At 59.3% G+C, this 21,208-nt stretch carries 19 protein-coding genes and 1 pseudogene; 5 read left to right on the plus strand and 15 right to left on the minus strand.

From position 1 onward, the window contains the following. Positions 1-32 precede the first annotated feature (32 nt). Complete coding sequence (locus tag C489_RS19550) at positions 33-698, plus strand: HD domain-containing protein (protein WP_006433116.1); 666 nt, start codon at positions 33-35, stop codon at positions 696-698. Positions 699-905: 207 nt separating this feature from the next. Here the strand turns inward: C489_RS19550 and C489_RS19555 are convergent, their stop codons facing one another. Further along, positions 906-1,505 carry a hypothetical protein gene (locus C489_RS19555; RefSeq protein ID WP_239642094.1) on the minus strand — a complete coding sequence of 200 codons (600 nt, stop codon included), beginning with the start codon at positions 1,503-1,505 and terminating at the stop codon, positions 906-908. A 356-nt stretch (positions 1,506-1,861) separates the two neighbouring features. Between C489_RS19555 and C489_RS22440 the strand changes: the two genes are divergently transcribed. Next, on the plus strand, positions 1,862-2,131 hold the full coding sequence (locus tag C489_RS22440; RefSeq protein ID WP_160163655.1) for a hypothetical protein: 270 nt from the start codon (positions 1,862-1,864) through the stop codon (positions 2,129-2,131). Between the two features lie 110 nt (positions 2,132-2,241). Here C489_RS22440 and C489_RS19565 read toward each other — a convergent pair whose 3' ends face one another. Together C489_RS19565 and C489_RS19570 are read right to left on the minus strand one after the other, a co-directional pair. Continuing rightward, positions 2,242-2,658, minus strand: coding sequence for a hypothetical protein (locus tag C489_RS19565; protein ID WP_152423209.1), 417 nt, complete (start codon positions 2,656-2,658; stop codon positions 2,242-2,244). Between the two features lie 238 nt (positions 2,659-2,896). Continuing rightward, the gene (locus C489_RS19570; RefSeq protein WP_049891134.1) at positions 2,897-3,478 is read right to left on the minus strand and encodes a helix-turn-helix transcriptional regulator; all 582 of its coding nucleotides are present in this window, start codon (positions 3,476-3,478) and stop codon (positions 2,897-2,899) included. Positions 3,479-3,623: 145 nt separating this feature from the next. Between C489_RS19570 and C489_RS19575 the strand changes: the two genes are divergently transcribed. After that, positions 3,624-4,346: a hypothetical protein gene (locus C489_RS19575; protein ID WP_006433121.1), complete on the plus strand. Its 723-nt coding sequence runs from the start codon at positions 3,624-3,626 to the stop codon at positions 4,344-4,346. Positions 4,347-6,715: 2,369 nt separating this feature from the next. Here the strand turns inward: C489_RS19575 and C489_RS22800 are convergent. Continuing rightward, positions 6,716-6,903, minus strand: a pseudogene (locus C489_RS22800) (hypothetical protein); the annotation flags it as partial. A 243-nt stretch (positions 6,904-7,146) separates the two neighbouring features. Here C489_RS22800 and C489_RS19585 point away from each other — a divergent pair. After that, complete coding sequence (locus C489_RS19585; RefSeq protein WP_006433123.1) at positions 7,147-8,019, plus strand: DMT family transporter; 873 nt, start codon at positions 7,147-7,149, stop codon at positions 8,017-8,019. Positions 8,020-9,170: 1,151 nt separating this feature from the next. Further along, on the plus strand, positions 9,171-9,716 hold the full coding sequence (gene dpsA / locus C489_RS19590) for a DNA starvation/stationary phase protection protein DpsA (RefSeq protein ID WP_006433124.1): 546 nt from the start codon (positions 9,171-9,173) through the stop codon (positions 9,714-9,716). Between the two features lie 398 nt (positions 9,717-10,114). Here dpsA and C489_RS19595 read toward each other — a convergent pair whose 3' ends face one another. From C489_RS19595 to C489_RS19640, 11 genes are all read right to left on the minus strand, one after another. After that, positions 10,115-10,471 carry a metal-dependent transcriptional regulator gene (locus C489_RS19595; protein ID WP_006433125.1) on the minus strand — a complete coding sequence of 119 codons (357 nt, stop codon included), beginning with the start codon at positions 10,469-10,471 and terminating at the stop codon, positions 10,115-10,117. Positions 10,472-10,689: 218 nt separating this feature from the next. Continuing rightward, a complete protein-coding gene (locus tag C489_RS19600; protein ID WP_006433126.1) occupies positions 10,690-11,601 on the minus strand; it encodes an FAD-dependent oxidoreductase in 912 nt (303 codons plus the stop codon). Then, positions 11,598-12,731 (minus strand): ABC transporter substrate-binding protein, encoded by a 1,134-nt coding sequence (locus tag C489_RS19605; protein WP_006433127.1) that lies wholly within the window; start codon positions 12,729-12,731, stop codon positions 11,598-11,600. Before C489_RS19605 ends, C489_RS19600 begins: the two co-directional genes overlap by 4 nt. A gap of 9 nt (positions 12,732-12,740) precedes the next feature. Further along, entirely contained in the window at positions 12,741-12,914 is a 174-nt protein-coding gene (locus C489_RS22360) for a hypothetical protein (protein WP_006433128.1), read from the minus strand. Beyond that, on the minus strand, positions 12,915-14,081 hold the full coding sequence (locus C489_RS19610; RefSeq protein WP_006433129.1) for an ABC transporter substrate-binding protein: 1,167 nt from the start codon (positions 14,079-14,081) through the stop codon (positions 12,915-12,917). Continuing rightward, positions 14,078-15,265 (minus strand): ABC transporter substrate-binding protein, encoded by a 1,188-nt coding sequence (locus tag C489_RS19615; RefSeq protein ID WP_006433130.1) that lies wholly within the window; start codon positions 15,263-15,265, stop codon positions 14,078-14,080. Before C489_RS19615 ends, C489_RS19610 begins: the two co-directional genes overlap by 4 nt. Next, positions 15,262-16,455 (minus strand): ABC transporter substrate-binding protein, encoded by a 1,194-nt coding sequence (locus C489_RS19620; RefSeq protein ID WP_006433131.1) that lies wholly within the window; start codon positions 16,453-16,455, stop codon positions 15,262-15,264. The genes C489_RS19615 and C489_RS19620 overlap by 4 nt, the downstream gene beginning before the upstream one ends. Beyond that, the gene (locus C489_RS19625) at positions 16,452-17,630 is read right to left on the minus strand and encodes an ABC transporter substrate-binding protein (protein WP_006433132.1); all 1,179 of its coding nucleotides are present in this window, start codon (positions 17,628-17,630) and stop codon (positions 16,452-16,454) included. Before C489_RS19625 ends, C489_RS19620 begins: the two co-directional genes overlap by 4 nt. Next, positions 17,627-18,796: an ABC transporter substrate-binding protein gene (locus C489_RS19630; protein ID WP_006433133.1), complete on the minus strand. Its 1,170-nt coding sequence runs from the start codon at positions 18,794-18,796 to the stop codon at positions 17,627-17,629. Before C489_RS19630 ends, C489_RS19625 begins: the two co-directional genes overlap by 4 nt. Further along, positions 18,797-19,984, minus strand: a complete 1,188-nt coding sequence (locus C489_RS19635; RefSeq protein WP_006433134.1) for an ABC transporter substrate-binding protein — start codon at positions 19,982-19,984, stop codon at positions 18,797-18,799. Beyond that, positions 19,981-21,177, minus strand: a complete 1,197-nt coding sequence (locus C489_RS19640) for an ABC transporter substrate-binding protein (protein ID WP_239642095.1) — start codon at positions 21,175-21,177, stop codon at positions 19,981-19,983. The genes C489_RS19635 and C489_RS19640 overlap by 4 nt, the downstream gene beginning before the upstream one ends. Between the last annotated feature and the right edge of the window lie 31 nt (positions 21,178-21,208).

Below are 21,208 nucleotides of genomic sequence, written 5' to 3' on the forward strand. Positions count from 1 at the left end.
ATTGTCCGAGAAATGATTCGATACACCCTCCGATGACGCTCGCGTTCGATACCCTCGCTCGAGAGTTGTCCGTCCCGTACTACGAAGATGCCCTCCCGGCACACGATCGATTCCACGCCAAGCGGGTCCGTGATCTGGCGATTCGGTTAGCGGACGAGTGCGAGGAAGACGTGGCTCGGGACGTGCTGTCGGCAGCGGCCTGGTTACATGACATCGGCCGGCCGCGGGAACGAACCGGAGAGATCGAAAACCACGGGCAGTGGGCCGCAACTGAAGCGACGGAACTGCTTGCGGCCGAATCAGTCCCGGCCGACAAGATCGAGGCGATCGAACACTGCCTGCGATCGCACAGCATTCGAGCCACCTCCCCGGAGCCGGAGACGCTCGAGGCGAAGCTACTCTTCGACGCGGACAAATTAGACGCGATCGGAGCGCGCGGCCTCGTTCGGCTGGCCTGTATCGTCGGAGAGCGGTCGGGTCGCGTGGGCGGGCCATACGCCGTCATCGACGATCCGTCGCGACTCGGCATGGAGCCCGCGGACGGACCCGATATTTCGCTCCTCCGAGAGTGGGCCAAAGAGCGACTCGAGGCCCTGTACACGGAACCCGGACGCCGACTTGGAGCGTCCCGCTGGGAGTTCGTGACGGAGTTTTTCACACGGTTTAACGCGGAGAGCGGTGTCGACGGGGAGCGATAATCCAAGGGGTCAAGGAGTTTCATCGAGAGCACGCCGTTGTATACGCCAGCCAAGCCGTTAGCGAAGGCAACGAAAGGAAAGAGGAGACGCCGAGATCGGGGTTTTGGTCGGTCGCGTTGGCGTCTCGCTGGCGACGCGACGACGCACGACTCAAAGACGGGGAAAGAACGGTGACGGCTGGTTGGTAGCGGCGGTCGATTTCAGTCGTTACCGTCCAGTCTCATCCGCAGGCCCGATCGGAAAGACCTCTTCGATGGCTGCATTCGAGGACGTTTCGTCGCCGGTACTGATTTCGATAGAGAACGTTCCCTCTTCGACGGACTCCATCGAACTCTCGCTGAGCGAGAGTTCGGTCACCTGTTCGCCGGTGTGTTGGGTTGCGTTCTCGTCACCGTTCGCATCATCGTGGTCCAAATCGGACTCGTGGCCGTCGGCCGACACGATGTCGTAGTCAGTGTCATCGATCGAGGTCGTGTTCATGTCCGAGGCGTCGATCGTCACCGCTTCGTCAACGGACGTGACCGTCCCCTGGTCGATATCGACATCGGCGACGACGAGAGAGCCTTTTGTCGGGTCTTGGGGCGACACCTCGACGTGGACGATATCGTCCTCGGACTCCGAGGCTGAAACCTCGAAGCTGACTTCGTCGCCGTCATCGAGGGCGCTCCGGACGGCGTCGTTCGCCCACGCAGTCGCGATGGCGCGGTCGACCTCGGCATCGCTCACCGCGTCGGGGGTGACGACATCAACGGTGTAGTTAGCTGGCAGTTCGGCTGCCGACGCCGTGTCGGCATTCGGGGAGTCCATACTCGCGGCGGCGACACCGCTTGCACTAAGGGCAAGCACTGCCACGATTGCGAGCGTGAGTACGGTAGTTCGCATGGGTTCGATTTGAATTTGGTGGCGAACCGAGACGGGAGAGCCGATATCCGCGTGTCGGTCAGCGGGGACCACGGCCGTGTCGTCCGATTCGCCTCGCTCACACATCGTCTGAAAGACCTCATAGTCCTTGATTGAAAGGCGTATGAAAGGCGTTCAAAACCAGTTTGAAAGCCGTTTTGCGAGCAGACGAGGCTGTTGAGTGAGAGTAACCGCTGGAAAGCAAAACATACCGATCGCAACGCCATCCAGCGGCGATCAGTACTATCTCAGGGGAGTATTACATGGCTCCCAAACGCCATGAAGAGAGCAACAACCGCGACAAAGATGCCCATGAGACGCATCATGAGAAGACGCATCCGACTCGGTTCGATTTGTGTAGTACTGTCGGGGCCATGCATCTGCCATCGGGTCAGCCGACGAGGAAACACAGCCATCGCAAGCGCGAAGACTGCGATAAAGAGGGCGATTACAGAGAAGATCAACTGGAACAGTCGGAAGCCTGTCGGGACCATACCGATGGATACTCTATTCAAATCAACAAAATTTTTTGATATACTTCATCGTCCCTCTCCTTTCACTTCATCTGTTCACACATCGAGAACTGCTGTTTCTCCGCGCCCTAAGGACCATCTTTTGTGAAATCCGTCTCGGTTAGGCTGCTTTATTGTGTCTCTGCTGGTGTTTGAGTACCGGTGACATCATGAATCTCGATGTATTCGTCTTCTTTCGAGTATGAGGCTTCCACACGGTCGTAGACTTGTGCCTGATTAAAATTATTACGATCTGTGAAGTCGTTACGACATCCCGTGGAATCACCGGTGTCCCATTGGTCACTACAGACGCCGATTACGTACCAGAGCTGGTCGTACGTCTGACGTAATTCGTCGTGAAACGTCTCCGAGACTGTCGGTCGATCGGGGTCATCGACGTACTCGGTCCAGGGCTCGTAAACGTGGCCGGCCACGCTTTCTTCGCGATCGCTATATGCGATATCCAGTACGGTCTCGTTGCTGCCGTCCAGCCGCCAGCCCTCAATACTTTTGAGTTGGACGTAGCCGCTCACGGTATCGGATGCCAAACAGCCCGACACTCCGGTAGCTCCCGCTACGATGCCTGCAAGAACGTCTCGTCTGGAGGGCATACACGGGGAGGTCTATCCGAAATGTAAAGTATGTTGTTATATTGTGAGAAGGCGGTAAGAGACAGTGTAGTTGGATGGCTGGACACGGCGTCAGTAACGAAGGGAACAGGCTGTCAGTTCCGCTTAGCTGGGGTTTCAGCAGAGCCGTTGTAATCGATTTAGAAAGGAGAATCAATCACTGCAGACGGATCGTATTCCCCATGCCGTTCCGCTGTCGCTCCACGAGTTCCCGGTACTCGAGTTTGTCGAGGGTACGGCTGACGGTCGCCTTTGAAAGGTCGGTTTCCTCGACGAGGTCCTGCTGTGCCAGTTCCCCGCCAGCTTCAACCAGCGCCGCGTAGATGGTTTCTTGATTGTTCGAGAGTTTCTCGAGCGTCTCTTCCCACCGTTTTTCGTCCGGGACCGGTTGCTCGCCTGGACTCTGTGGTCGCTCCGATAGCGTTGTGCCACCGTTCGTCTCGAGACGCGGCTGTGTCCGTGCTCCCGTCGGCGTTCGATCCGGTGAGGCGAGTACGTGTGTCTGATCGTGAACGACGAGGTACGTACCACTGGCCCCGCAGACGAAGGCCGCGACTACGACGACGGCCACCTCGCGGTAGGTGAAATATTCGCCGACGCTCGTCGCCTGTGCGCCGTTTTCACCGGATGAGACCATCACTGGGGAGGGAGTAATCAACTGGACGGCCAAAACGAGGACAGCAGCGAGAAAGACGACAGCCGCCAGCAAATGTGTCTGTTGGAGGGACCGGAAATCCATGGCGGAACGATTCGATACCGGAACTTTATGTCTACCGATTTATATGGACTCGAGCAGCCGTGAAACGGGTATGAAACACGTTTCCAACTGGTTTCGAACGCGTGTATCCCAGCGTTGATGAGGGCTTTCACCCAAAGACGAGAGTATGAACGAAGTCGTTCGCTCGCGCCTGCTGGTTCTCGTCGGGTTGGCCGTGATCGGCGTCGGATTAGCCGGAGTGGGGACTGCCTTGGGCGTGGCCGAACCGCTCGCAACTACGGGAACGTCGGCCGAATTCGTCGTCGCCGAGGACAACGTCACGTTCGCGACGGGTGACGAATCGGAAACCGTAGTGGACGATCTCTCCAATGTGAGCGAGATAACGATCGAAGAGACCGATACCGGCGAGTTCACGGTCCAAACAACCGAAGAGCGACCGCTGACCGACAGTGAACGCGAACGGGCGCGGACGATTGCGATGACGAACGAAACGGTGAAAACCGAACTCGGCGAGATGGACACGTACGAGCTCTCGGTCGAACCGATCCGGAAGCTGAGCGTGGATGCCTTCAGTCAGGAATCGTACGATGTCGCCGGTGGGCTCAACGAGACGAACAACGGGACGGTCATCATCGGCACCACTGACGACGGCGGAGACGGGTCAATAACCGTCGAGCGCGACCCCAGCTACGTCCAAGACCGCGCGAACGTGCGTATCCGACAGCCCAACGCCAGCGATCGCCACGAGCTACAATATACGGTCGACATCGATGTAGCGAACGGAACGGTCACGGATATCACCGATTGGGACGATATTCGACAGGAGTCGCCGACGGTCACGATGACCGGCGAACTGAATTCGTCTGAAACGGTCGATATCGAGAACTGATAACCCCGTTCGAAACCGTCCGGGTTTCGCTTTGCCTCGAGCGACGCGTTATCGGTCACGAACGATGGAATGGGCTGTATTTCGATAGCGGACAAACCGCAAGGTCCCGAACCAGTGACTGACGATCTCGGAGGAGAAACCCGACTAGATCGTGGGGGTACGAGAGCCACCCAATCGGACTCCGTATCCCCTTAGTAGGGAGACGCAGATACAATCTCTCTTTGAGCGAGGAACGAGACTAAACGGAAGACAGCGTTACGTCTCAATATATCAGACAGTACATCTACTGAACGAATGACTGAGTGGGACTCAACAACACCGTAATGGAAGGAAACCGTGGTTCGCGTCCGTCGAACGTACGACTGCTACTGGTTTGGTGTCGTCGCGAGTGCGACACTATTGGCCGGTTGCGTGACGACCAGCGACTATTCAGTGTCGGTCGATGAACCGACAAACTGGACAATCATTCAGAACCTCTCTGTCACCGATATCAACGAACTCGATGGGGCACAGCACGAACTAGAATACAACCGCAACAGCAGTTTGACATCCCCCTCCGCGTAAACGCGGAGGAATCCCGAGCAGTGGAGTTTCAGGTTCGCAATCCAGTCACCGGACTACCAGACCTTTCGGGCACGGGTAGTCCCATGGTATCGGACTGGTGGACTGCTGGCCATGCCAAGTGGCCGTTACCCCTATCCTCTACCGTGTACGGCGTCCATGTGTTGTTTTTGCCATGGGGACGCCAGCAGGCGTCAGCAGAGTCGGGGGTATCGTGTCGCGTGCTTTGAGCAGTCGGCACGTCGGCACACCCTTCGAGGATGTGGCGTTCACCGACTATCCTTTCGGATACTGCCTCGTTTCGTGGGCGGACAGGCCGCCTCCGAAGGACGGTTCAGAATCCGCTCCGTTCAGACTGATTCCTACCCGTAGATATGGTTGCCTTAACTTAAACACCGGTATTCTGAAACTCAGAGTGCTGTCGAACGTGGAACCTCTCGCAAGTGACGGCGCGTATCCACGGCGTGAATGCCGTGGTATTGCGCCTGTTCAGCGTATAACGGGAACTATACGCTCAAAACGTACGGGCAGACGAACGGTTCGAGCGAATTCGTGTCAACGGCTGGCTTGACGGGACACGAGCCGACACACAAGAACGATCTCCCGCCGCCCTGGGACCCCGGTGAAAAACGGACGTATCGGATCGATATCATCCGAGGAGAGACAGTAATTGACTCGATCACGGTCGAACTGAAACGAACCGAAGACTGACAATCGGACTGTCCATTCCGAGTCCGCTATCGGAGACGGTAGACCCGACACGGTTTCACTGCTGTGAGGGGAATCTCGTGTGTTCCGACCTCGAGTGGACAGAGAATCCCCCTGTTCGTGCGTCCGATAGTTGTGGCAATACGGGAGCGCTCGGGGCTCGAGAAGGGAACGAAGCGGGTTCGTCAGAATTACAAAAGCGCCCGGCAGGTCAGGGGTAGCAACCGTCGCCGGGCGAGATGTGGACAATGCCAGGTGGGATGATGGTTGGATCGGCCGTGTCACGCGGTGAGCGCGACGGTGAATATGTTCGGCGATGAGACTATCAACTTCTCCCCGATTCCGAGTAACTTGGAATCGTCCCTGCGTATCACGGCACCAATTATGTTGTGTTGGTCGGACAGTCACTGGAATCAACAGCGTGATCCACTCCCAGCGGAACACGTACACGTCGATCGATTCCAGATCGGTCAGTTCTCGAGCGAGGTGAGACAGCGTCTCGCCGTTCTCGCCGTGTCCGTTTGCGAATACGACCGCCACCATCAGCTGCTCCTGCAACCGAAGAGAGTCCAGACACTCAGATCCCGGATCGATGCCGATGGTCCTTATTCAGCAAGACTACGCCGAACGGGATCGGATCACTGATCTCTCGCTTTTGAATACAGTTCGAGGACTCGAGTATTTGGTATCGAACGCTCATCGAACACCGTTCGTGGGCAGAGGCGAGCGTACTCGAGTCCTTGTTTCCGGTGTGACACCAAATATAGTGTACTCGAGGAGATAGTAGTTCGGATCTAGTAGTATCGACTATCGGAACTATCGATCAGAAAACGCACAACTGCATTGCGGTCACACACGCAAACAACGTCGTCGTTTGGAGGATTCATACGTAAGATGATGAGGAGTAGAAAATCTCGAAGGCAATCTGTGTCGTCGATAGAGTGGCGATCTCTGGTTAGGGAATCGGTGATTCGGGCACCCGTTTCGGGATGAAAATAGAGCCGGTCCGGATATTAGGAAATATCTAATAGAGAACAGAAAGACGCATACCTTATCTTCATATCATTTCAACGCTACGAGACGGCTAACTACCGGTTCATACTCGTGAACGCACTGGCGACGATTCGTTGCGTCTGGGCGAGAGGGTCTCGAGTTCGGTGATGAGCGGGTCCTGGGACTCGAGTTCGCCCGAGCGGTACTCGATGGCGGCCCGCCGAAATGATTCGACGGTCTCGAACACTCTGCGAGACGTTTGCTCTTCGAGGAGGTTCTCGAGTAACGCGCCGAGACGTGGACATCTTAACTGATTCTTCTGTTATACAGTCCCATATCCACAGAATAGGAGCTAGGGCTTAAAATCTCCCGCAGCTGAATGATAAGTTATCGATACTGTTCAGACGGAATACCCCGATTTCTGCTTCCGGTTACAGAATGTCGATACAGGGGCGACTGGGTTCGGCGTAGTGCAGTCGTCGAGCGCCCGCGGACCGAAAACGAAGTCTTCTTGCATTCAGCCTGGGTGGACAGGAGTGTGAACATCGGAATCGGATTCGCCGGCCTCGGTGCGCTGCTGTACGGAACGTCGTTGTTCGCGATGAAGCGGTGGTTCGCCGACTACTCGTCGCCGGTTTTCCTGTCGGTTACGTACGCGCTCTCGGTGGTCCTCTATCTTCCGGTGGTTATCGCCAGCGATGCGCCCTTCCTTCCGGCGTCGAATCGGGTCAATGCCCTCGGATCGATTTTCGCAGTGACCGCGTTGACGGCGCTCGCGATGGGACTCCTGTTCCGCGCGATTCGGATCGGCGAGGTGTCGTACGTCTCGCCGATCAGTAAAATAATCCCGGTGTTCGTCCTGCCCCTCGAAGTGGGGCTACTCAGACAGCATCTCTCCGCGCTCCAGATCGGGGGCGTGGTCGTCGCAACCGTTGCGATCTACGTCGCCAACTGGCAGGGAACGACGTTCTTCGCCCCGCTCAAACAAGCCGCTCGGTCGCGACCGGCCCAATTGGCGCTGCTATCGGCGGCGACGTTTGCGGTCGTCGACGTCGGCAAGCGCGTGCTGATGCAAGAGCTAGCGATCGCCCCGACGACGTACGTTCCATTGATGTTCATCGGGATCATCGCGTTGATGGGACCACTGGCGACCCGATCTCGCTGGCCGAACGACTGGTGGCGCGATCTGCCCTTCTTCCTCGTCACGGCGCTGATCATCACGTCGGGGAACCACATCGTCTTGCTCGCCTTCCAGCGACTGCCGGCGAGTATCGTCTCTCCCGTCGTCAACGGGCAAGCGATCGTCGCCGTGATTTTGGGGGCGATTTTCCTCGAGGAGTCACACCTCCAGGCCCGGCTCGTCGCGACCGGCTTGGCCATCGTCGGCATTACGATGATTTCGGTCGGGTGACCCGGCGAGTCGTCTGCACGCGCTCTCCGACCGGACTGATTCACGTCGGCAAGACGGCAACACACCCATCTCGAGAACGGAACGTCGAAGCTCGACCGGGAACTGATTTGCGTCTCTCAAACGGTCGGGTCGGACTAGCAGTGATCGATACTCGACCGCGCGGCAAAAGCACCCTACCATTACAATACTATGATCGTGAACTACCTTCGAACAGTGATAGTCTACTTCGAACGGATCGACGGCATCGATCGCCGGCTGCGCTGTGAGGTCCCCGAGTGGATGAGTGGGAGTGATCGATCCAGTAGCGGTATCGCCGTAAAACGGCGACCTCGGTCGATTTCATTTTCGTAGCGACCCAGTCGGTCCATCTTCCCAACGCGTCGCGAGTAGAGCCGCTGCTAGCGGGGCTTCTCGGTCGGCTTCGAAAAAGCGAGTTAGAAAGGCGGTTACTGAATATCCGCCGCAACCGTGGCCAACACGGCAGCTCGGGTCGTTCGCCTACCCACAGAGTGGGTTAGCCGCCGCGTTCGCTTCGATCCCATCCCCGTGATGGATCACTACTGGCGGTAGTATATTACAGGAACACGGGTGTAATCCCATGCTGCGCATATTGCTTTGGACCACGGCCCCGTCATACCTATTCAGACACATATCATGTTCTTCCCGCAGATGTATTGTATCTACCCCACAAGTACATACGTCGCAATTTGATCTCGCGATTTGATCGGGTTTCGATTCGGTAACCGAATAGCCCGCCAATACTGCTCGATTGGGTAGTTCTCCATCGGATTCTACCGAGGGGAAACCCGTATTCAGAACGGGTCCTATTTAAAAAATAGGTACGGTGGAGTATGATTTGATTTGCGTTTCGATATCTCGCCGGCTACGCTACCGAGAATCATCGATGGCCCAGATGTTGTTCAATACACACAACATTATAGGACTATATAGTTACTATTATTCTGACTTTTTATAGCCGTAGATCAAACAGCAAGCACCCGATCGGTCGTTTCCGTCCGTTCTCAGTTGTAGTCCAGTCTGGATGAAAAGGGAGACACAACGGTTCGGAACGACCGCTGATTTAGGCGGTGCGAAAAATTGTTTGATACTTGAAAAGTTATAAGAGGGTGAGGGTACAATAGTGAAACGTGATGAACACGCAAAAGAGCATCCGACAGGAAGCGGATACCGTCGAAGAGAACGCGCTGCGACTCGAGCCCGCAAAGGCCGAACAGATCATCGACGCGCTCAATACCGACCTCGCGGACGCCTACGTCCTCTACCACCAGCTGCACAAGCACCACTGGAACGTCGAAGGCGCGGAGTTCCTCGATGTCCACGTCTTCCTCCAAGAGGTCTACGAGGACGTCGAAGACGCGGCCGACGAACTGGCCGAGCGACTCCAAGCGCTCGGCGGCGTCCCGAACGCGAGCATGACGACGCTCGCAGAGACCGCGACGGTCGAGCCCGAAGACGAGGATGTCTACGACATCCGAACCTCGCTCGCCAACGACCTCGAGATGATGGGCGATATCATCGAGAGCTACCGCCAGCACATCGAACTCGCGGAGCAACTCGGCGACTACGCGACGGGAGAGATCCTCCGCGAGCAACTCGAGACCATCGAAGAACACACCCACCACATCGAACACTACCTCGAAGACGACACCCTCGTCCTCGAGTCCGCGACGAACTAACGACGGGTCGTTCAACGGTTCCGAATCGAATCGCTTTCCAGTCGGTTCAAACAGGCCGACGGCTGAGCAAGCCGACGAGAGGCCGAGACTGGATCGGTACTCGAGAGACTACCGGCTCACATCGACGACGAGGTCGCTCGAAATCCATCCGTCGGTGTTCCCGGATTCGATGAAGACGGATTTCGTCGGGCTGCTTTCACAGACTGCTATCTCGGGTCCATGGTTCGCAGCCGGTTCAAGGTCGGACGGTGCAGACGACTTGGTCCCGGTAGCCATTAGCGCTATTTAGGTAGACCTAAAATAAAAAGCTCGCGGTTCGTCTCAGTCGACGCGTCGGCGGAGGATCAGAGAGCAACGCCTCGTCTCGATTCGATCGCGACAGCCGTCCCGAACGCGTCTCACTCGGCGAGCAGGGCCGACTCGAGTCGCTCGACGACGACCGGGCTGATCGTTCCCGCCAGTTCCATCGCCTCGCGCTCGTACGCGTCGAGCTCGAGTACCTCGTGAAAGAACGTCGAGAGGGTGGTGTAGGCTTCGTAGAGTTCTTCGGCGGCATCCCGTCCCGCGGCGGTAAGCGTCGCTCCCTCGTAGGGTTCGTACGTCACCAGCCCTCTTGACTCGAGTCGCTGGAGCATCTCCGTCGTCGCCGCGGGCGAGCGATCGACCACATCGGCGACGTGGCCGGGGGACACCGGCGGCGAGTCGCGCCGTTCGGCGAGGTATAGAACGAGCAGGTATTGGGGAGCACCGGTCATTTATGACTGAATCGATACCCGGTCTCGAGCCGTGGTGACGGGACCACCCGAACGAATCCCCGTCAGCAGGACCGATGCGGTGCTCGGAAACGCCCGCCATTTTGCGAGACGCTCGAGCGATTCCTGCTCGTTCTCACTCACCGCCACGACGGTCAGACGCGGCACACGGTCGGGAGCTGGGGGTGTGTCTACAGGGAGCGCCATTGGTCACTCGCAACTCACTCCTCGGCCTCGATTTCGCGCGCCGCCTCGAGGATCAGGTCATCGTCGACGTGTTCGAGGAGCCGCTTGTGGCCGCGCTCGACGCGAGCGTCGATCTCGTCGTCGGAAAGGTACGTCGCGAGTCGGCGATCGATCTCCCGTTCGCGGAGCTCGCGGCGTCCCTCGTCCTCGAGGTCGTGGTCGTCGGGCAGTCGGTCGTCAAAATACTCCCGCCATCGGTCCCGGTCGCTCCACTCCTCGTCGAGTTCCGCCTCCGGGCGCATCCAGTCGTAGTAATTCGCGACGGGTTCGGGATAGCCCCGTTCCCGCCGAACTGCCTCGACGACGGTGATCGCGACCCGCGTCCCGCGCCCGGCGGCCATACTCGCCTGGTAGCCGGTAGCTCCGTACGGCGATGCGATGAACAGATCCTCGACCGGTGTCGTTCCGTCGCCCTCGGCGTACCCCTTGTCGAAGTGTTCGTGTTCCTCGCCGTCGTGTTCGTGCGTCTCGAACATCACCGTCTCGTCGTCGAGCCCGCGCATGTACTCGCCGTCGTAGCGCGTGGCCGCGATCACGCGACGAGCGGTGACCGGCTCACCCTCCTGAACGCCGACGACGAACCCGTCGCCGCCGTCGGCACGCTCGAGCGACTCGACGAAGTCCGGAACGATTTCACAGCCGGCCTCCTCCGCGTGGTCGTGGATCAGCCCGTACAGCGTCTCGATGTCGATCCCGGCAGGGAAGCCGAGGTAATTCTCGAGGACGGCACACCGCTGGATCGAGGACCGTCCGCGATCGAAAATGACCGTATCTAGCCCGTACCGGCCGGTGAAGACGCCCGCGGCACAGCCCGCGGGGCCGCCGCCGACGATGACGACGTCGTGATCGAACGCTGCGTCCGTGTCGGTCGTGTCGCTAGCACTCATTGCTGAAATTCCCCGGTGACGATGTCCGCAACGCGCTGGCGATCGAATAACTGTTCGCCTCCGAACTCGTCGGGATACAGGCCACGAGCCGCCCGCTCGAGCTGGAACAGGTGGATAATCGGCCCTTGGTAGGTCAGGCCACCGTAGATGACGCGGTCGTTTTGAACCGCCTGAAGCTCGCTCGCGACGCTGTGGTCCTCGAGATGGGAGATGATTTCGGCATCGAAATACTCCTGTGTAATCTCGCCTTGCAACCTGATCGCGAGGGCGTCCGGATCGATCTCCAACAGCGTTTCGTAGTCGATGGTCCCCCCGCCGGCTTGCGTATCCACGACGCCGTTCTCGGCGAGACTATCCCCAACGTTCAGATCGTTCCAGTGTTTGGACTGTGTCCCGGAGCCGATCAGGTACGGGTAGAACGATTCCGGCGGGACTCCATCCGGATAGAGAACCGCAATGGTCGGGGGTTCGCTCGGAAGGCGCGCTCGGATGTCCGCGAGCACCTCGTCGTGATACGCCGCGAACGCCTCGTAGCGATCCTGGGCTTGGAACACCTGGGCGATCTTCTCGAAGGATTCGTACAGCGTGTAGTCGGCGTAGTCGTGCCAGTCGTAGACACGCGAGAAGATCGTGTTCCCCACGAACGGCGCGACGGCGTCTCGGATCTCGTCGACATCGGCCCGATCCCACTGGAGACGATTCTCCATGAAGTTCGGATCGATGAGGTGAACGTCGGCATCGAGTTCGTAAAAGATCTCTTTGCCGGTGCCGTCCTGATAGAGCTCGGTGAGTTCGCTTCCGTCGACGGAGACGCCGGGGAGTTCATCGTACAGGTGTGAGGCGAACCGGGCGCGGATGCCGATGGCCGAAAGTCCGTCACCCTGGCCGAGCGCGACGCCCATGTCCGCGTAATCGCCCGTGTACGGGAACCACGTTTCGGGGACCTCGTCGAACTCGACGGTGCCGACGGGCTCCATCGTGACCGAGTACGATCCGTCCGTTTCGCTCGTTTCGTCCTCCGGGCTAGCCACACAGCCGGCGAGCAATCCGCCGCCGATCACAGCGCCACCGTACGTCAGCGTGTCTCTGCGTGTCGGTTCATCGGTCGTGCTATCGGTATTGTCAGTCATAGGTTATCGTTAGCGTCTCACTGTCACTGGGTGGTCAGCGGCGATGAACGGTTCGTCGTCCCCGTCGGCGAAGGACAGCCCGCCGCACTCGCTGTGGCGGACGCGCCACGACGGCAGGTCGGGGATATCGTAATCCACCGGATCGCGAAAGGCACCGGCGATCGCCCACTCTCGAGCGCGCATTCACCGATCACCCGTGATGATCTCCGCGACCTCCTGCCGGTCGAATAGGTCGTGATCACTGGTTACGTCACCGAACGTTTCCGGATAGAGTTGTTTCGCCCCGCGCTCGGTCAGGAAGAGGTTGTGAATCGGGCCCTGACGGAGATAGCCGCCACGATACACTCGGCCGTTCCGGACCGACGTCAGTTCGCTCCCGAGGGGATGATCTCGCATGTACTCGAGTACCGTATCGCGGAACTCGGCTGCGGATTTTTGTTCGTGTCCCCGAACGAGGAGAACGTCGGGATCGACTTCGAGGAGGGTCTCGTAGTCGAGTTCGCTACGGTTCTCGGTGCTGAGGTTCTCGATGTCGGTCCCCGCGAGCGCGTCTTCGACGCCGAGGTCGTTCCACTGCTTTTTGCTCGTCCCCTCGTCGGTGAGTCGGTACGGCGAGAACGTCTCGGGTTCGTTCGTTCCCTCGTAGGTCAAGAGGGCGTTCGGACGATCCCCTACGGCCGGCATTCGCGACCGAATATCGGCGATAAACTCGTCGTGGAACTGCGTGAGAGCCTCGAACCGCTCCCGTTCTTGGAACAGTTCCGCCATCTTCTCGAACGCTTGATACAGCGTATAGAACCGGTAGTCGTGCCAGCTATCGGACCGCCGAAAGATCATGTTGCCGACGAACGGACCGACGTGTTCACTGATTTCATCGATGTCCGACTGGGTCCAATCGAACCAGTTACGGAGCATGCCAGGGTCGATGACGTGGATGTCGTTGTCCATTTCGTAGAACAGTTCTTTGTCCATCTCCGCCTCGACTAGGTCGTTCGTCGCGATCCGGTCTCGATCGACGCTCACGCCCGGTAACTCGTCGTAGATGTCGGTATAGTACTCGCCGGCCTGCCCGATTCCGGTCATCCCGTCTACCTGCCCCAGCGCAACGCCCATATCGGCGTAATCCCCACCGTACGGAACCCACGTTTCCGGGACGGACTCGAAGGTCACCTCCCCCGTCGGTTCCATCGAGACCGAGTACGAGCCGGTCTCCGACGTCTCGGTCGGGTCGCTCTGGCCGACGAGGTCCGAACAGCCCGAAAGGGAGACGACGGCCGCGAGCGCGCCACCGTATCTCAGTGCGTCTCTTCGGGTCGATCGCTCGAGCGTGCTATCAGTATGATCACTCATTCGAAATCACCGTCGATTACGTCTGCGACGGCCTGCCGATCGAATAACTGCTCGCCTTCCGGAATCTCCGGATACGGCCCCTCGGTGTAGGTCGGCCACTCGCCGAAGACATCGGGATAGAGTTGTTTCGCGGTCATCTCCAATTGGAACAGGTTCAGGATCGGTCCCTGATAGCGGGCCCCCTGCGGGTAGACGCGGTCGTTTTGGACCGCCGAGAGCCTGCTGCTGGCGGAGTGGTTCCGCAGCGATGATCGAATCCCGGCCAGATCCGTTTCGGGGTGCATCCCGCCAAGCGAGAAGAGCACGTCCGGATCCGCCTCGAGCAGCACTTCCATGTCGATCACGTCGCCCGAAGAGGTGTCATCGCCCAGCGCGCCGATCGGGTCGAGCGGGCGCACATGGGCCGTCAGGAATCCGGGCGTGTCCAGCGTGTAGGCGTACATGCTCTCGATGTCGCTCATCCCCGCCATGACAACGGTCGGGCGCTCCTGTTTCGGAGGCAGGTTCGTCTCGATCGTGTCCAACAGGGACGTGTGGATCTCCGCGAGCGCCTCGTACCGCTCTTCCTCCTGGAAGACGGCCGCGACCTTCTCGAACAGCTCCCAGAGGCCGTAGTACTCGTAGCGATCGGCCCAGTTTGATGGCGGCTGTTCGTGTCTGTCGCTGAACGTGTTTCCGAACCACGGGGACACGGTCTCTCCGATCTCCTCGACATCCGCCGGGTTCCAGCTATCGAGGGCGTTGACGCTCGCCGGATCGGCGAGGTGAACGTCGCTGTCGAGGTCGTAGAGCTTCTCCTTGCTCGGCTCCCACGAGGAGTACAACCCGGTCCAGTCGAGCGTAACGCCGGGCAGTCGCGGCGTGAACTGATTCCACAGTTTGTCATAGTATTCGGGTGCGTGCATCGCGTTGACGTCGTTCCCGCGACCGAGAGCGAAGGCCATCCCGGCGTGGTGGGTCAGCCGCGTGAAGATGCTCTCGGGCGGCGAGTCGAACGATACCTCGCCCATCGGTGCCATCGTCACCGAATAGGTGCCGTCGCCGGATCCCGCGTCCTCGTTCTCGCTCTGTCCGACGAGTTCCGAACAGCCCGCGAGGGCGGTTCCAACTGCGATCGTGCCGGCGTATTTCAGCGTCTCTCTGCGCGTTGGTCCGTCGGTCGTGCTGTCGTTAGTACCGTTCATGCGTCGAAGTCACCGTTGATAATGTCTGCAACCTGATCGCGGTCGAACAACTGCTCGTCGGCCGGAATTTCGGGGTATGGCCCCTCAGTATAGGTCGGCCACTCGCCGAAGATATCGGGATAGAGTTGCTTCGCGGCCATCTCGGTCTGGAACAGGTTCATGATCGGTCCCTGATTCCGCCCGCCCTGCGTGTAGATCCGGCCGTTTTCGACGGCCGACACCGACGCCGTCGTCGGATCGTCCGCGAGTCGCTCTCGCGTCTTCGACACGTGCCTGAATTCGGACATCCCCGCGAGACAGAGGATGACATCGGGGTCGGCCTCGATGAGCGCCTCGAAGTCGACCGTCGACTCGGTCGCCACGTCGGCGAAGACGTCCGTCGCACCGAGGGGACGGGTGTGGGCCGTCAGGAAACCGGGACCGTTCAGCGCGTAGACGTACATGCTGTCCTCGGACTGGTTGAGAATGATCATCGCCGCGCTCGGTCGCTCGTCTTCGGACGGGAGGTCCGCTTCGATGGTCGCGAGCATCTCAGCGTGAACGTCGGCGAGCGCCTGGTACCGCGCCTCCGCTTGGAAGACCTGTGCAACCTTCGCGAAGATTTCCCAGAGCGTGTAGTACTCGTAGCCGTCGGCCCACTCGGCCGGCGGCTCCTTGTTCGCGTTACTGAACGTGTTCCCGAACCACGGGGCGACGGTCTCGCCGATCTCCTCGATGTCGTCGGTACTCCAGGCACCCATCGTCGTCATGTAGGCTGGATCAGCCAAGTGGAGGTCACTCTCGAGTTCGTAGAGGAACTCCTTGTCCGGATCCCACGTACCGGGGAGGTCGGCCCACTCCGCGGAGACACCGTCGAGGCGCTCGAGGAATTTATTCCAGATCGTGTCGTTGTACTCGGGGTTGTACAGCATCGACGAGACGGCATCGCCGTGGCCGGCTGCAAGCGCCATATCCGCGTGATGCGGGAGGACTGTGAGGACGTTCTCCGGCGGCTGCTCGAGCGTGATCTCGCCGGCGGGTGACATCGTCACCGAGTAGGACCCGTCCGACTCGCCGGACGAACCCGGTTCGCTCTGGCCGGCGAGTTCCGAACAGCCCGCCAGCAGCCCGCCGCCGACGACCGTTCCGCCGTACTTCAGGGTGTCTCGTCGCGTCACCGCCTCATGTCGAACCGCGTCGTCATCCGTCATCGTTCGAATTCTCCGTTGATGATGTCCGCAACGCGATCGTAGTCGAAGAGGCGCTCATCGCCGTTCGACAGCGTTTCGAGACCGTTCCACTCTCCGAACGTCTCGGGGTAGAACTGCTTTGCGGCAGCTTCGGTCTGGAACAGGTTGATAATCGGTCCCTGATAGGAGGTTCCACCGCGATAGAGCCGATCGTTCTGGACAGCGGTAAGCCGTTTACCGACTGGGTCTTCGCGCATGGCATCCATTCGCTGCTCGAACTGTTCGGTCGAGACGTGAGAAAACCCGTACTGGAACAGCAGCGCGTCCGGATCGATCTCGAGGAGCCGTTCGTAGTCCCACTCCGCGTAGCTCCCATCGATCTCGTCGTCGAACGCGCCTCGCATCTCGAGGTCCCGGTACTGCTTGTGTCCGTTCCCGTCGTGAACCGGATAGGCATAGAACGCACCCTTCTCGAAGTTCGAGTTGATCGATAGCAGTCCGACGGTCGGTCGTTCCTCGTTCGGCGGTAGTTCGGACTGAATCTTCGAGAGGAGGCGTTCGTGAATCTCGTTGAGCGCCTCGTATCGCTCTCGCTGTTGGAAGACATCGGCGATTACGTCGAAGGCCTCGTACAGCGAGTAGTACGGATAGTCGTGCCAATCGTCGCCGCGACGACGAATCGAGTTGCCGACGATTGGGCCGATGCCGGTGGAGACTTCATCGAAATCCGCCGATTCCCAGCTGTCATCAAGGACGCTGATGAAGTTCGGATCGAACAGGTGGACGTCGCTCTGGAGGTCGTAGAACGTTTCCTTATCAATTCCGCCCTCACTCATGAGCTGCGGAACGTCGTCGAACGAGACATCGACGCCCGGAAGCGCGTCGTAGAACGCGCTCGGCCAGTTCTCCGTGTAAATGAGTCCCTGCAGACCGTCGAGTTGGCCGAGCGCGATAGCCATGTCAGCATAGGTGCTGAAGTACGCCATCCACGTCTCGGGCACGGCGTCGAAGGTGACCTCGCCCATCGGTGGCATCGACACCGTGTACGACTCGCTTCCGTCCGTCTCGACTCCGTCGCTCTGCCCGGCCAGCTCCGAACAGCCCGCGAGGGCAACGCCGGCCGCGAGTGAACTGCCGTATTTCAACGCGTCTCTGCGCGTCGGGTCTCTGGTCGTGCTGTCGGTATTGTCACTCATCGTTCGAACTCTCCGGTGATGATGTCTGCGACCGCCTGTCGGTCGAAGAGTTGGTCGTCGCCGGTCACCTCCCCGAACTCGTCGGGGAACAGTTGCTTCGCCGCTCGCTCGGTCAGGAAGAGGTTGTGAATCGGCCCCTGATTGAGGTAGCCGCCGCGGTAGACGCGCCCGTTCTGGACGGCGGAAAGCTCGCTCCCGACGGGATGGCTCTGCATGTAGTCGAGAACGACGTCCCGGAACTCCGCGGCGGACTTTCGTTCGTGCCCGCGGACGAGAATTACCTCGGGATCGACCTCAAGTAAGTTCTCGTAGTCGAGTTCACCGCGGTTCGTGGTGCTGAGATTGTCGATATCGGTCCCCGTCAGTGCGTCGTGAACGCCGAGATCGCGCCACTGTTTCTTGCTCGTCCCAGCGTCGTCGAGTCGATACGGCGAGAACGTCTCCGGCTCGTCGGTCCCCTCGAACGTGAGGAAGACGTCCGGTCGGTCGTCGCTCGGCGGGAGTCGCTCTTGGATCGACGCGATGAACTCGTCGTGAAGGTCGCTGAAGGCCTCGTAGCGTGCCTGCTGTTGGAACACTTCGGCAACCTTCTCGAACGCTTCGTATAGCGTGTAGTAGCGGTAGTCGTGCCACCCGTCGGAGCGCCGAAAGATCAGGTTCCCGACGAACGGCGCGACGGTCGTCGCGATCTCGTCGACGTCTTCCTCACCCCAGTCGAACCAGTTGATGAGCATCTGGGGGTCATACAGGTGGACGTCGCTCTCGAGTTCGTAGAACTCCTCTTTGGTCCTGACCTCCGGATACTGCTCAAGGACGGCTTGATCGACCGAGACGCCGGGAAGTTCGTCGTAGACGTAAGTGTAGTACCGGTCCGCGCCACCGACGCCGGCCAACCCATCGGCCTGGCCCAGTGCGACGGCCATATCGGTGTAGCCGCCGTCGTATGCGATCCATCGCTCGGGGACCTCGTCGAACGAGACCGTCCCCATCGGTTCCATCGATACCGAGTACGAGCCGTCCTCAGTCGTCTGGGTCCCTTGGGAACCCTCCTGTCCGACCAGGTCCGAACAGCCCGCGAGGGCGGTCCCGGTCGCAAGCGCCGCGCCGTACTTGATCGTGTCTCTGCGTGTCGGTGCCGCTGTCGTGTTTGTATTCTCGGGATTCATTTAGATCTCACCGTCGATGATTTCTGCAACGCGCTGGCGATCGAACAGCTGTTCGTCCTCGGGAACGTCCGGGAACCGCTCAGGGTCGAACGCGCCGAACGTTTCGGGGTAGAGCAGGCGTGCGACGAGTTCGGTCTGGAACAGGCTCACGATCGGCCCCTGTTGGAAGTACGGGCCCGGATAGACGGCGTCGTTCTGGACAGCAGTGAGTTGACGGCCGACGGGATGGTCCGAAAGCGGCGCGACGAACTGGTCGTGAAACGCGCTCGCGGAGAACTCGCCGGTTTCGTCCGTGAGGCGAACGCCGCCGTGGACGACGATGATTTCGGGGTCGATATCCGCCAGCGCCTCGTAGTCGAGCATTCCGTCGGTGTGTTCCTCGCTGAACGCTGAGTCGATGCCGAGGTCGCGATACTGCTTCATCTCGAGGCCTTCGGAATCAGTCGTCATCGCCGCGAAATCGCCGCTTTCGAGGTCGGATCCGAAGTTGATGAGTCCGATTTCGGGACGATCGCGGTCGGCCGATAATTCCGAGTCGATCTCAGCCCAGAGGTCGTCGTGGACGTCGGCGAACGCCTCGTACCGCTCGCGCTCGTCGAAGACGTCGGCCAACCGGTCGAACGCCTCGTACAGCGAGTACAGTTCGTAGTCGTGAAACTCGCGTCGGCGAACGATATTGTTCCCGAAGAAGGGAGCGACGGTCTCTCCGATCTCCTCGGTGTCGGACTCGTCCCACGAGTCGTCGAAGCCGGTTCCGTGGAGATAGTTCGGGTCACAGAGGATGATATCCGGATCGAGTTCGTAGAACAACTCCTTGTCCCAACCGCCCCCGGCCAGCGGGTTCGGAACGTCCGTCGGCATCGACACGCCGACGCGGTCATAGAAGTACGACTCTGGATACCATCCGGCGGGCCGAAACCCATCGCGTTGGCCGAGTGCAACGGCCATATCCGCCCACGGACCCGTAAGCGCCATCCACGTCTCCGGAACCTCCTCGAGGGAGAGACAGTCGACGGGCTCGATACAGGCTTCGTACGAACCTTGGCTGTCAGTCCCTGCAGTGCCGTCGTCCTGCCCGGCCAACTCCGAACAGCCCGCGAGGGCGGTCCCAGCCGCAAGTGCGCCGCCGTATTTCAGCGTCTCCCTACGCGTCGGTCCATCGGTCGTGCCGTCGCCATCGCCATTCATGCATCGAAGTCTCCATTGATGATGTCCGCGACGCGCGTTCGCGAGAACAACTGCTCCGATTCCGGGATGTCGTACGTCCCATCGTCGTTGTAGGTTGGGAACTCGCCAAACTGCTCGGGGTAGATTTGCTTCGCAGCCATCTCTATCTGGAACAGATTATAAATCGGGCCCTGCATCGAATCGCCGCCACCGTACAGCCGATCGTTCTGTACCGCGCTCAACTTCGAGCCAACCGGATCGTCTTCAAGTTCGAGCATCGACTGATATCGTTCGTCAAAGCCGCCCGTGCCGAAGTTGTGAATGAGAACGTCCGGATCGATTTCGAGCATCAATTCGAGGTCGTAGGTTCCTGCGTCCGATTCGTACGTCCGATCGCTCTCGGCGAATACGTCCCGCACGCCGAGCGGCCGGTAGTGTGAGACGCCGTATCCCTCGTTGTCTATCTTATACGGCGAGAACACACCCCAGTCGTTCATCGCAACCAGTGCCACCGTCGGGCGTTCGTCCGCAGGCGGGAGGTTGGATTCGACGAGTGAGACGAGATCGTCACGAACGCGTTTTAACGCCTGATACCTCTCGGTCTCGCGGAATACCTGTGCGACCTTGTTGTATAACTCCCAGGCGGTGTAGAATTCGTAATTCTCGACGCTTTGATCGACTCGCTCGTTGTGCGCCCGCGAGAACCGATTTCCGAAGTAGGAAGCCACGTTCCGTTCGATTTCCTCAACATCGTTCTCATCGAAGTCGTAGTACTCGCCGTAAACGGAGTACCACGTCGGATCGAGCAAGATGAGGTCGGGATCGACATCGTAGATAAGTTCCTTGTTGTCGTAACTGCTCGTCATCCGTGTAGAGGGGTCAAACCCGATATCGGGTAACTGGTCGTAATAGCCAGTATAAAAGCGCTCCGTCGGCATCGCCTTGATCGCTTCACCGTGGCCGAAAGCCACCGCCATGTCGACGTAATTTATACTATAGGTGAGGATCCGATCGGGGACCGCCTCAAATTCGATGGTTCCAACCGGTGATATCGTCACCGAGTAGGAGCCCCCGCCTGCTTCCGCCGTCGATCCCGAGTCGGTCTGGCCTACGAACTCCGAACACCCCGCCAGCAGTCCGCTTCCGACGGCCGTGCCGCTGCACGTCACGAAATCCCGCCGTGTCGGGCCGTTGCCTCTCATTTTGTCTCCCATCGTCTTTTAGGCTTGCCTAAAACATAATAAA

The organism is Natrinema versiforme JCM 10478 (genome assembly GCF_000337195.1).
GTDB classification, from domain to species: Archaea; Halobacteriota; Halobacteria; order Halobacteriales; family Natrialbaceae; genus Natrinema; species Natrinema versiforme.

What these genes read in the sequence shown, in the direction of transcription:
- C489_RS19630 (WP_006433133.1), bottom strand. Translation starts at nt 18,796, where the DNA reads ATGAATCCCGAGAATACAAACACGACAGCGGCACCGACACGCAGAGAC.
- C489_RS19605 (WP_006433127.1), bottom strand. Translation starts at nt 12,731, where the DNA reads ATGACTGACAATACCGATAGCACGACCGATGAACCGACACGCAGAGAC.
- C489_RS19610 (WP_006433129.1), bottom strand. Translation starts at nt 14,081, where the DNA reads ATGAGTGATCATACTGATAGCACGCTCGAGCGATCGACCCGAAGAGAC.
- C489_RS19600 (WP_006433126.1), bottom strand. Translation starts at nt 11,601, where the DNA reads ATGAGTGCTAGCGACACGACCGACACGGACGCAGCGTTCGATCACGAC.
- C489_RS19595 (WP_006433125.1), bottom strand. Translation starts at nt 10,471, where the DNA reads ATGACCGGTGCTCCCCAATACCTGCTCGTTCTATACCTCGCCGAACGG.
- C489_RS22360 (WP_006433128.1), bottom strand. Translation starts at nt 12,914, where the DNA reads ATGCGCGCTCGAGAGTGGGCGATCGCCGGTGCCTTTCGCGATCCGGTG.
- C489_RS19550 (WP_006433116.1), top strand. Translation starts at nt 33, where the DNA reads ATGACGCTCGCGTTCGATACCCTCGCTCGAGAGTTGTCCGTCCCGTAC.
- C489_RS19620 (WP_006433131.1), bottom strand. Translation starts at nt 16,455, where the DNA reads ATGACGGATGACGACGCGGTTCGACATGAGGCGGTGACGCGACGAGAC.
- C489_RS19570 (WP_049891134.1), bottom strand. Translation starts at nt 3,478, where the DNA reads ATGGATTTCCGGTCCCTCCAACAGACACATTTGCTGGCGGCTGTCGTC.
- dpsA (WP_006433124.1), top strand. Translation starts at nt 9,171, where the DNA reads ATGAACACGCAAAAGAGCATCCGACAGGAAGCGGATACCGTCGAAGAG.
- C489_RS19625 (WP_006433132.1), bottom strand. Translation starts at nt 17,630, where the DNA reads ATGAGTGACAATACCGACAGCACGACCAGAGACCCGACGCGCAGAGAC.
- C489_RS19635 (WP_006433134.1), bottom strand. Translation starts at nt 19,984, where the DNA reads ATGAATGGCGATGGCGACGGCACGACCGATGGACCGACGCGTAGGGAG.
- C489_RS19575 (WP_006433121.1), top strand. Translation starts at nt 3,624, where the DNA reads ATGAACGAAGTCGTTCGCTCGCGCCTGCTGGTTCTCGTCGGGTTGGCC.
- C489_RS19615 (WP_006433130.1), bottom strand. Translation starts at nt 15,265, where the DNA reads ATGAACGGTACTAACGACAGCACGACCGACGGACCAACGCGCAGAGAG.
- C489_RS22440 (WP_160163655.1), top strand. Translation starts at nt 1,862, where the DNA reads ATGGCTCCCAAACGCCATGAAGAGAGCAACAACCGCGACAAAGATGCC.
- C489_RS19640 (WP_239642095.1), bottom strand. Translation starts at nt 21,177, where the DNA reads ATGGGAGACAAAATGAGAGGCAACGGCCCGACACGGCGGGATTTCGTG.
- C489_RS19555 (WP_239642094.1), bottom strand. Translation starts at nt 1,505, where the DNA reads ATGGACTCCCCGAATGCCGACACGGCGTCGGCAGCCGAACTGCCAGCT.